This is a genomic window from Microbacterium petrolearium, assembly GCF_054782875.1.
This window is the reverse complement of sequence record NZ_BAAGRQ010000003.1, coordinates 201,067-210,703: the sequence shown is the minus strand read 5'-3', so window position 1 is coordinate 210,703 and position 9,637 is coordinate 201,067. Positions and strand designations below refer to the sequence as shown.

Here is a 9,637-nt window from a genome sequence, read left to right as displayed (position 1 = left end):
CGCACCGCCGAAGATGCCGGGGCCGCCGGAGATGCGCGCGGCGACGCCCGCGCCGATCGCGCCGCCGGCGAGGGCCGCGACGATGCCCACGCCGCCTCCGTTCGCGCCGCCGCCGACGCCACCGCCGATCCCGCCGCCGAGACCACCGCCGATGCCGCCCGCACCGGGCACCGTCGGCGCGCCGGGCGTGAGGCCGCCGTCGATGCGGATGGGGCCGCCCTCGATGTCGCCGATCCCGATGCCGCCGGGAGGAACCGTGCCTCCCGGCCCGGGCAGCGACGGAACGGTCGGCGAGGGAAGCGGGTAGTCCGGAAGCGTCTGACCAGGCGTCGGGACCGTCGGCGTCGACGGGGTCTGCGGGAACGTGCCGCCGTGGATCGGATCCATCGGCCGCACCTGACCGCCGCCGTATCCGCCGCCGCCCGGCACGCCGCCGCCGTACCCGCCACCGGGGCCCAGCAGTCCGCCGGTGCCGCCGGTGCCGATCGGCTCAGGGGTCGGACCGGGGATCGGATCGGGGGCATCCCGCGGCGGAAGATCAGTGTCGACAGGCTCCGGCAGCGAGGCTCGGGCGTTGTTCATGCCCCTCTCGAATTCACCGAGCGCCCTGGCCGCCGCTTCCTCCCGCCGTCGCTCATTCTCGCCGATGAGCCAGTCCGCCGCGATGTCGCCCGCGACGTACCCGAGCGGCCCCGCGAAAACCGTGCCTCCAGTCTTGAGGGCGATCTCGATCGTGTTGCGATCGCTCTCCGAGAGGTCGGTACCGGGCAACGACTCGAGCGCCGCAGCGGCGTCGCCGAACGCGCGCGTGGCCGTGGTCCACGCCGGGGTGTGACTGCCCAGATTCGTCCTCAGATTTTCGAGCTTCGTCGCCAGCGCGTCGAGCCGATCGCCGGATGCGTCCGCGATCTTCCCCGTGAAGCCGGGAGCGCTCCGCACATTGCGGATGGCAGTGACCACATCGTCCAGAGCGGCCTTCGTGTCGTACACCCGGTTGCTGAGCGCCTCGCGCGCGTCGCCATTGTGATACGTCGCCGCAAGAGCGCGGAGGCGCTCCTCATTCGTCCCCGCCATCTCAGGCCTCCAGTGTGTCGATCGTGGCGTTCACCGCGGCAAGGAACTCCTGCGCCATGGCGGCATCGGCGTCTTCGACGTCCTCCAGCGCGGCGCGGAGCTGCTCCGCGATGTACAGAGCCTCTGCCCGCGCCTCGGAGAGAAGCTGCACACCCGCTGACATGTTCTTGGTGAACCGTGCGCGGAAGTCCTGCGACATCTGGTCGTTCGCCCACACCGTCGCCGTCAGCTGAGCGTCTGCGCCGCTCAACTCTCCACGCGCGAAGGTGATCGTCTCCGCAAGCTCGTTCAGCCTGCTGACCTGATCCGCGATCTGATCGCGATCCGCGCCGAGTTCCTGACTCATCGTTCCCTCCCCGATTCGTCCAACGTGGGCAATGCTAGGGGCTGGCCCGCTCCATGCCTATGGAGAGAACTACCCACTCTGCGTCAGCGAGGCGGTCGCGCCCCGGGGCTCGCCCCCGCGCCGGGAGGTGGGGGCTGCTGCCCGTACGTCCCCGGCGGGTATGAGCCTTGCGGCGGCTGGCCGTAGTAGCCCTGCGGCGGGTGCGGCCCAGGCACCGGCTGCCGCTGCTTGCGACGCGCGGCCAGCACCACGACCAGCACGATCACACCGACCAGCACCACCCCGCCACCGAGCAGCCCCAGCACCAGACCCATCGGGAACGGCTCACCCTCGGAGCCGCCGCCGGCGCCCTCATCAGAGTCGGCTCCCGCGGCGGGGGCATCCCCGATCGGCGGATCGATCGGGTACTCGTTGAATTCGCCCGAGTACACGCCGGCCTCGTACTGCGCGGGCGTCGGCACGCCCTCGGCGGTGATCAGCGGGTTCTCATCTGGGAACTGGGTCGGGTCCGTCGCCAGCAGACGCGGCAGATCGATGAACCCGTACCCCTCCTCGTCCGTGTGCACCGGATCGGGATTCGCGTGCGAGGCCGTGTGGATGAGCGACTGCAGAATCTGATTCGACGTCGCCTCCGGCCACTTCTGCATCGCCAGGGCAAGGCTGCCTGCGGTGAACGGCGCGGCAAGCGACGTGCCGCTCATCAGCATGGGCCGGTCCCAGGTGCCCGCATCGCCGCGCTGATACGTCAGCGAGCCGTCGCCCGGAGACACGATCGTGAGCCACGGCGCGATCACGGGGTCGTCCCTCACGCCGCCGGGGCCGAAGCTCTCCACCGAGACGGCGCCGTTGAACGAGGCGGTGGTGCTGCCATCGCCGAGCTCGTTCGTATCCGCTCCCGCGTTGCGATTGGAGGCGACAACGATCACACCCGCCTTGACGGCCTGGATCAGCGCGGTTGCGAACTGCCCGTCGACGCCCTGCCCGCTCGTGAAGAGGATGATGTCGGCACCGCGCTCGACAGCGTCACGCACGTTCTGGACGCTGTACTCCTCGTCTGTCGCGCAGAGGGGCACGTCATCTCCCTGGCCGTACACGGCGGTGTACACGAGCACTTCGGCGCCCGCTGCAACGCCCGGGATGCCCGGGTTTCCGCCCACCGGCTGGCCGTTGCCCGCGAGCATCGTCGCGACATCCGTGCCGTGCTGCGCGGTGGCGCCATCATCCAGAATCGGCACCTCCTCCCCCGAGGCGCACTCGGTAGCGCCCGCGCCGACGATGTTCGCTCCCCGCAGCGCCGGCGCATCGGCATTCACGGGCGTGTCCATCAGCGCGATCGTCACGCCCTCGCCCGTCACCTCCGCATGCGCGGCCGCGACCCCGGCATCCGTGTACCACCACAGGCCGCTCTCATAGTCCGACGCCGCACCCGCCGGCGCCGCCGCCCCCAGCAGCAACACCAGACCCGCAGCGGCCGCCGTCATCCGCCTCACACCACGCTTCACGCGCCCACCCTTCCGCTCACGCGACAGACGTCCCGGCGACCCGCATCGCACGAGCAGTGCCGGCACGCCGTCATGAGCAACCTACCCAACTCCCCCGCGAATGGGGCGGGCAGCCGTGCCCATCGCGACCGCGCGACACCGCCGGTACGATCGGACGCTCCTACCCGCCCTGCCCGTGCGGCGCCTGCGGCGGCCTGGGCGGGGGCGGGTACTGGCCCTGGGCGGGCTGGCCGTACGCCCCCGGCGGGTGCGGGCCCTGCGGTTGCTGGCCGTAGTACCCCTGCGGCGGGTGCGGACCGGGCGCCGGCTGGCGCGGCTTGCGACGCGCGGCCAGCACCACGACCAGCACGATCACACCGACCAGCACCACCCCGCCACCGAGCAGGCTCAGCACCAGGCCCATCGGGAAGGGCTCGCCCTCGGAGCCGCCGCCGCCAGCGCCGGCGTCGGGGTCGGCTCCCGCAGCGGGGGCCTCCCCGATCGGCGGATCGATCGGGTAATCACCGAACTCGCCCGAATACACACCGGCCTCGAACTGTGCGGGTGTCGGGTCGCCGTCGGCGGCGATGAGCGGGTTCTCGTCCGGGAACTGGGTCGGGTCCGTCTCCAGCAGTCGCGGCACGTCGATGAACCCGTACCCCTCCTCGTCCGTGTGCACCGGATCCGGGTTCGCGTGCGAGGCCGTGTGGATCATCGACTGCAGGATCTGATTCGACGTCGCCTCCGGCCACTTCTCCATCGCCAGCGCCAAGGCTCCGCCCGTGAACGGCGACGCGAACGACGTCCCCGCCAGAAGCTGCGGCTCGTCCCACGCGCCCGCGTCGCCGCGCCGATACGTCAGCACAGTGTCGCCGGGAGCCACGATCGCCACCGACGGCGACACCAACGGCTCATCCCGCGAACCACCGGGACCGTGCGTCTCCACGCCCACGACACCGTTGAAGGTGGACACCTCCATACCGGGCGGGTACACATCGCCGAAGTTGTCGTGCGCCGCCGTGACGATCACGCTTGCGTTGATCGGGCACGGATGTTCGCGCCCGCCAGCGCCGGCGCATCCGCGTTCACCGGCGAATCCATCAGCGCGATCCTCACGCCCTCACCCGTCGCCTCCGCGTGCGCGTCCGCGACCCCGGCATCCGTGTACCACCACAGACCGCTCTCGTCGTCCGACGCCGCACCCGCCGGCGCCGCCGCACCCACCAGCAGCACCAGACCCGCAGCAGCCGCCGCCATTCGTCCCGTTCGGCGCCGGCGGCGCTCAGCGTGCACGCTCATCTCGATCCCTCCGGAGCCTGGCGTGGCGCGGAGGACTCCCGCGCCGCCCGCTCCTGACGTTCCCATCGCTTCCGGCGCGCACGACGGAGGACGACCGTCCACAGCACGATGACGGCGAGGAGGACCACCCCGCCACCGATCGCGCCGATCAACAGCGCCTCGTCGGACGGGCGGTTGTTCCCCCACCGGGGGTACCACAGGGAATCCGACTCCGTGGCCGCCGTCGCAAGCAGCGTCGGCAGCGCCGCGGCCATCACGGCCGCCCCATACGCCAGCTCACCCTTCATGGGCCGCCTTCCCGTCTCGCGCTCGCGCGCCGATGATGCCACGCGTCCGTGCCCCGTCCGGCGCCGGACGCGAAGATGGGCGGCGCCCGCTCACGCGGACACCGCCCATCTGGTCAGCCTGAGGCTCAGGCGAAGCGCTTGGCGTTCGCCTGCTCCGTCTGCTGGAACTGCTCGCCGTCGCGCTGAACCTGCTGGCCGATCTGCGTCAGCAGGATCTTCATGTCCGCAATCGCCTGGTTCCAGTTGCGCTGAGCGATCTGGTACGACTCGGACGCCGAACCCGACCAGTCCGAACGGAGCGGCGCGAGCGCGCGGTCCATGTCGGCCAGGTGGGACTCGATCGTGCTGGCGCCGGACGAGATGTCGGCCGCGGCGGTGGCGATGCCACCGAAGTTCGCCTTGAAGGTCATGATTCTCTCTCCCTAGGTTCCGGTCAGCCCAGACGGCTCTGAAGGTTGCTCATCGCCGACGCCGACGTGTCGTCGGACGTCGTGTAGCCCACCTGCGAGGACTTGAGGTTGGCCTCGAACGCGTCGAGGTTGTCGGTGATCTTCTTGGCCTGGGCGCGCCAGGCCTGCATGAGCGACGTGAAGGCCGTCGCGGCGGAACCCTGCCACGACGCGCCGATGCCGGCGAGCTTGCCCTCCAGCTGCGTGATGTCGGTGTTCAACTGAATCTTCGCCTGCGCGACGATCTGAGCGCCGCGCTCAATAGCACCATCTGCGGCGGAAACCTCGTTGGCCATATTCATCTCCAAGTTCTGGGGCGACGTATGTCACCCGGTCATGGACCCCTCGGATCCCCCCTACGGGAACCATCACCGGATGCCCGGCGACGCGACCCACCATACAGAGACGCCCAAGGCGGACCAATGGGTACCACTCCCCATCGGACGCGTCCCTATACTGAGTGCGGCGCTGGGACACAGGGGAGCGGATGAACGAACGCGACGGAGGCACCGCAGTGGCGGCGCCTCAGCTGCTGAAGCTCACGATCCAGTCAGGCGAACGCCGCGTGGACGTCGCGCTTCCCGGCGGGGTCCCCGTCGCCGAGATCGTGCCGTCGGTCGCGCAGCGCCTGCGGGTGCTCGACCCCGTCGACGCGCACGCCGGCTACTGGTTCGTGCGCTCGGACGGCGAGCGGCTCGACCCCGACCGCTCGCTCGTGGCGCAGCGGGTGCAGGACGGCGATGTGATCGCGCTGCAGGTCGGCGCCGACTCGACCCCGACCAAGACCTACGACGACATCGTCGAGGCCGTCGCCGACGTCGTCGAGGAGCAGGCGAAGCCCTGGACGCCCGCCGACACCGTGACCACCACGACCGTGACGGCGTCGGTGCTGCTGACCGTGGCGGCGCTGCCCGTGCTCGTCGCCGAGCTCGCGGGCGAGCACTCGCTCATCGCGCCGATCGGCACCGGGCTGGCCGCCGTCCTGCTGCTCATCTGCGCGACCGTGCTCGAGAAGATCGGCACACCGCCGCAGGCGCCGGTCGCCCTCGTGCAGGTCGCGGCCCTGCACGCGGCCGTCGCGGGGTTCACCGCCCTGGGCGTGGCTCCCGGCTGGGGCCTGCCGACCGCCCTGGCGGGCGCGGGCGCCGCCCTCGTCGGCGGCGTCGCCATGCTGCTCGTGTCCAAGCCGCGCGAGTACTCGCTCATCCCGCTCGTCGTCGGCGGCGTCATGGGCCTGGCGGGCCTCGTCGTCTTCCTCACCGGCGCCGCGCCGGCGTCGATCCTCGCGATCGCCCTCGCCGCCGCCGGCATGGCCGGCCTCGGCATTCCGTGGCTCGCCCTGGCCTCCACATCGCTGCGGGTCGCGTCGGCGCGCGACGACTCGGAGATCTACGCCGCGCCCGCGGAGGTCTCGCGCGCGCAGGTCGCCGAGCGCTACGCCATGGGCCACCGCTTCCAGGTCGCGCTGCGGATCGCGACGGGCGCGATCGCGCTGCTCGCCACCGCCCCCGTCGTCGCATCCGGCCTGCCGGGCCTGGCCCTGGCCGTCTTCACGTACGTGGCCCTCGTGCTGGGCGTGCGACAGGTGTTCTCGCGCGCCGACATCGTCGCGGTGACGGCCACCGCCATGGCCGGCGCCGTGCTCACGGTCTTCGTCGCCGTCACCGCGTTCCCCGATTGGAGCACCGGGCTCATCATCGTGCTCGCGGTCGTGGCCGCCGCCGTGATCGGGCTCGGGCTGCTCGCCCCGAAGAAGCGCCTCCGGCTCGACCGCGTCGCCGACCCGGCCGAGATCGTGACGATCGCGCTGCTGCCGCCGCTGGCGATCCTCGTGGGCGGGTGGTTCTGACGCATGGCGTCGAAGCAGGAGCTCATCCAGGCGCACCGCTTCAGCCGGCGGCGACTGCTGACGGCCTTCACGAGCGGCGCCCCCGGCGGGCGTGAGCTGGCGCCGGCGAAGCCGCTGCGCGGCGTGGTCGTCGGCCTCGCGCTGGCCGTGCTGACCGCGGTCGGCACCCTCGTCGTCGGCTCGTTCACGGGCACGCTCCCCGACGGCTGGAAGGACGCCTCGGTGGTCGTCGTGAAGGGCGAGGGCACGCGGTACGTCGCCATCAACGGCACCCTCTACCCCTTCCTCAACCTCGCCAGCGCCCGGCTCGCGACCGGATCGTCCGACATCCTCGAGGTGACGGCGGATCAGCTGGCCGGCATGCCACGCGAGTCCGCCCCGATCGGGATCGCCGACGCCCCCGACGCGCTGCCCGAGGCCGCGCGCCTGATCGACGCCGCCTGGACCTCGTGCGTCTCGGACGAGATCGGCCGCGCGATCGCGGGCGAGACCGTCTACGGCGAGGACGGCAACCCGATCGAGGCGGCTCCGTCCACCCGCATCGCGACAGCCGGCGTGCCCGGCACCGCCCCCGTCGCCGACATCGTGCTCGACCCGGCCGGCACCGCGTACTACGTGACCGGATCGATGCGGTACGAGATCCCCGCGCAGGTCGAGGCCATGAGCCTGGCCCTGCAGGTGACGCACCAGCCGCGCACCGTCAACGCCAACTGGCTGAACCTGCTCGACCAGGGCACGCCGCTGCGCGCCCTCTCGTTCGACCGCCTGGGTCAGCCTGCCGAGGACACGGACCTGCGGGTCGGGCAGATGGTGCAGACGCAGGACGCGGAGGGCGCCGTGACGGGCGACTACATCGTCACCGACAACTCGCGGCTCGTGCGCCTCAACGCGTTCGCGCGCGAGCTCGCCGCGATGTCGGTGAGCGAGGATCCGACGCTCCAGGAGCCGGTCACCATGAGCGTGACCGAGGCGGGACCGCTCATTTCGGAGGAGAGCGCGATCCCGGAGGACTGGCCCACCTACCTCGCGGCCCCGGCCGAGGGGGCGACGTGCGTGCGCATGGAGCCCTCGGAGTTCCCGGCGACCGACGGCGCCGAGGTGCTGCGCCCCACCGTGACGGTGAGCGCCGCTCCGGCCGACCTCACGCCCGGCCCCGTCGTCGAGCCCGGCGGCGGCGCCCTCGTCGACGCCGTGTCGGCCGGTGGCGGCGACGCCTTCGGCTACATCTCCGAGAACGGCGTGTACTTCCCGATCGCGACCTTCGCCGACGTCGAGCGGCTCGGGTACGCGCGCGATGACATCGTGATCGTCCCCGCCGGCTGGGCGCGGCTGTTCCCCATCGGCCCCGAGCTCAGTCAGGACGCCACGGGAGTGGTGGCCTCGGAGGGCTCGTGAGCCGGCGCGGGCCGATCGGCGCACTGGCCGTCGCCCTCGCCGTCGGCGGGCTCGCGGTCGCACCGGCGCAGCCGGCCGTCGCGCAGACCGAGGAGCCGTGCCTGCAGGCGCAGCCGCTCATCGAGGGCTCCGGCAACTCGCTCGTCGAGCGGCTGGGACTCGCGAAGGCCTGGCAGGTCACGCGCGGCGAGGGCGTGACGGTCGCCGTCGTCGACAGCGGCGTCGACGCCGACAACGCGCACCTGCGGGGCGCGCTCGCGGGCGGGCAGACGACGTTCGCCCCCGCCCCCGGCCAGAACCCGTCCGTCGACCCCGGATCGGACCTGTACGGGCACGGCACGGCGGCCGCCGGTCTCATCGCGGCGCGCAGGATCGACGGCTCCGACGTGGTGGGCGTGGCCCCCGCCGCGACCGTGCTGCCGCTGCGCGCGTTCCAGGTGCCCTCCACCGAGGACGACCAGAACGTGGGCCCCTCCGCCGCCTCGGTGGCGAACGCGATCCGGATCGCGGCCGATCAGGGCGCGCAGATCATCAACCTCTCGCTCTCGCAGGCCGCGCCGAGCGGCGAGATCCAGGGTGCGGTGCAGTACGCGCAGGACCGGGGCGCGCTCATCGTGGCCAGCGCCGGCAACCGCGGCACGAGCGAGGACGACGCCGACGGCGTGCGCTACCCCGCCGCGTACGACGGCGTGCTCGGCGTGAGCGGGGTGACCCTCGCCGGGGAGTGGGACTTCGGGGCGTCGTTCGCCGGCGAGCACGTGGACGTCGTGGCGCCGGGCCAGGGGCTGCTCGCGCCGTGGTGCGGTGGCGGCGACACGTCGCTGGGCGACGAGGTGTCGGCCAGCTGGGCCACCGCGGTCGTCTCGGGCATCGCGGCGCTCGTGGCGTCGGCGCACCCCGACGAATCTCCCGAGCAGTGGGCGCACCGGATCATGGCGACGGCGCTGCGGACCACGCCCGACGCGCGCAAGGACACCGTCGGCTGGGGCGAGGCGCGCCCCTACGAGGCCGTCGCGTTCGTCGACGACGGCGGCGTGCCCGGCCCGGACTCGCCCACGCACGAACGGCCGGCCGACGTCGTCATCGACGACAGCGAGATCCGCATCGAGGCGCCCCGCGATCCGCTCGCCGGCGCGAGGGAGATCGTGGCCTGGACGCTCGCGGGGGGCGTGGCCGTCTCGCTCACCGCGCTCGTCATCGGCCGCCTCGGCACGCGCCGCCCCGTCCGCCGCCGCTGAACGCGTTGTCCTTTTTTGATCTGCGCCGCTCGGGCACCCGCTTCGCGGGTGCCGCTCGCGTGCTCGCGCCGTCGCGTCCCGCGCCGGCGAGGCGGCGCTGCGCGCCGCATCGGCGGCCGCACGCTCGCGCTTCGCGCTCGCACAGTGACCGGTTGGTGTGGAGGGGCGCGCGAATCGGTTGAACTGATCGGTTGCTGAACGGAGCGGCGCAGCCGCGGA

The 9,637-nt window shown here is 72.5% G+C and carries 10 protein-coding genes and 1 pseudogene; 3 read left to right on the top strand and 8 right to left on the bottom strand.

Annotated features, from left to right (window positions below; translation table 11 throughout):
• The 8 genes and pseudogenes from ACYVJ0_RS04310 to ACYVJ0_RS04275 form a co-directional block, all read right to left on the bottom strand.
• Positions 1 to 1,074: pseudogene (locus ACYVJ0_RS04310) on the bottom strand (hypothetical protein); the annotation flags it as partial.
• Between the two features lies 1 nt (position 1,075).
• Positions 1,076 to 1,420 (bottom strand): hypothetical protein, encoded by a 345-nt coding sequence (locus tag ACYVJ0_RS04305; protein WP_449853898.1) that lies wholly within the window; start codon positions 1,418 to 1,420, stop codon positions 1,076 to 1,078.
• An 83-nt stretch (positions 1,421 to 1,503) separates the two neighbouring features.
• Positions 1,504 to 2,988, bottom strand: coding sequence for a S8 family peptidase (locus tag ACYVJ0_RS04300; protein ID WP_460816220.1), 1,485 nt, complete (start codon positions 2,986 to 2,988; stop codon positions 1,504 to 1,506).
• A gap of 94 nt (positions 2,989 to 3,082) precedes the next feature.
• A complete protein-coding gene (locus tag ACYVJ0_RS04295) occupies positions 3,083 to 3,931 on the bottom strand; it encodes a S8 family serine peptidase (protein ID WP_460816218.1) in 849 nt (282 codons plus the stop codon).
• On the bottom strand, positions 3,928 to 4,200 hold the full coding sequence (locus ACYVJ0_RS04290) for a hypothetical protein (protein WP_460816216.1): 273 nt from the start codon (positions 4,198 to 4,200) through the stop codon (positions 3,928 to 3,930). Before ACYVJ0_RS04290 ends, ACYVJ0_RS04295 begins: the two co-directional genes overlap by 4 nt.
• Positions 4,197 to 4,529 carry a hypothetical protein gene (locus tag ACYVJ0_RS04285; protein ID WP_460816215.1) on the bottom strand — a complete coding sequence of 111 codons (333 nt, stop codon included), beginning with the start codon at positions 4,527 to 4,529 and terminating at the stop codon, positions 4,197 to 4,199. Before ACYVJ0_RS04285 ends, ACYVJ0_RS04290 begins: the two co-directional genes overlap by 4 nt.
• 83 nt (positions 4,530 to 4,612) lie before the next feature.
• Positions 4,613 to 4,897 (bottom strand): WXG100 family type VII secretion target, encoded by a 285-nt coding sequence (locus ACYVJ0_RS04280; protein ID WP_449853903.1) that lies wholly within the window; start codon positions 4,895 to 4,897, stop codon positions 4,613 to 4,615.
• A 23-nt stretch (positions 4,898 to 4,920) separates the two neighbouring features.
• A complete protein-coding gene (locus tag ACYVJ0_RS04275) occupies positions 4,921 to 5,232 on the bottom strand; it encodes a WXG100 family type VII secretion target (RefSeq protein ID WP_449853904.1) in 312 nt (103 codons plus the stop codon).
• A 191-nt stretch (positions 5,233 to 5,423) separates the two neighbouring features.
• Between ACYVJ0_RS04275 and eccD the strand changes: the two genes are divergently transcribed.
• The 3 genes from eccD to ACYVJ0_RS04260 are packed head-to-tail and all read left to right on the top strand — an operon-like array spanning position 5,424 to position 9,418.
• Positions 5,424 to 6,785, top strand: a complete 1,362-nt coding sequence (gene eccD, locus ACYVJ0_RS04270) for a type VII secretion integral membrane protein EccD (RefSeq protein WP_460816212.1) — start codon at positions 5,424 to 5,426, stop codon at positions 6,783 to 6,785.
• Positions 6,786 to 6,788: 3 nt separating this feature from the next.
• Positions 6,789 to 8,180, top strand: a complete 1,392-nt coding sequence (gene eccB, locus ACYVJ0_RS04265; RefSeq protein WP_460816211.1) for a type VII secretion protein EccB — start codon at positions 6,789 to 6,791, stop codon at positions 8,178 to 8,180.
• Positions 8,177 to 9,418, top strand: coding sequence for a S8 family serine peptidase (locus ACYVJ0_RS04260; protein WP_460816209.1), 1,242 nt, complete (start codon positions 8,177 to 8,179; stop codon positions 9,416 to 9,418). The genes eccB and ACYVJ0_RS04260 overlap by 4 nt, the downstream gene beginning before the upstream one ends.
• The last annotated feature ends 219 nt before the right edge of the window (positions 9,419 to 9,637 follow it).

Bases quoted from the DNA above. Each gene is read 5' to 3' on its own strand.
- ACYVJ0_RS04305 (WP_449853898.1), bottom strand. From the start codon at position 1,420: ATGAGTCAGGAACTCGGCGCGGATCGCGATCAGATCGCGGATCAGGTC.
- ACYVJ0_RS04290 (WP_460816216.1), bottom strand. From the start codon at position 4,200: ATGAGCGTGCACGCTGAGCGCCGCCGGCGCCGAACGGGACGAATGGCG.
- ACYVJ0_RS04280 (WP_449853903.1), bottom strand. From the start codon at position 4,897: ATGACCTTCAAGGCGAACTTCGGTGGCATCGCCACCGCCGCGGCCGAC.
- ACYVJ0_RS04275 (WP_449853904.1), bottom strand. From the start codon at position 5,232: ATGGCCAACGAGGTTTCCGCCGCAGATGGTGCTATTGAGCGCGGCGCT.
- eccD (WP_460816212.1), top strand. From the start codon at position 5,424: ATGAACGAACGCGACGGAGGCACCGCAGTGGCGGCGCCTCAGCTGCTG.
- eccB (WP_460816211.1), top strand. From the start codon at position 6,789: ATGGCGTCGAAGCAGGAGCTCATCCAGGCGCACCGCTTCAGCCGGCGG.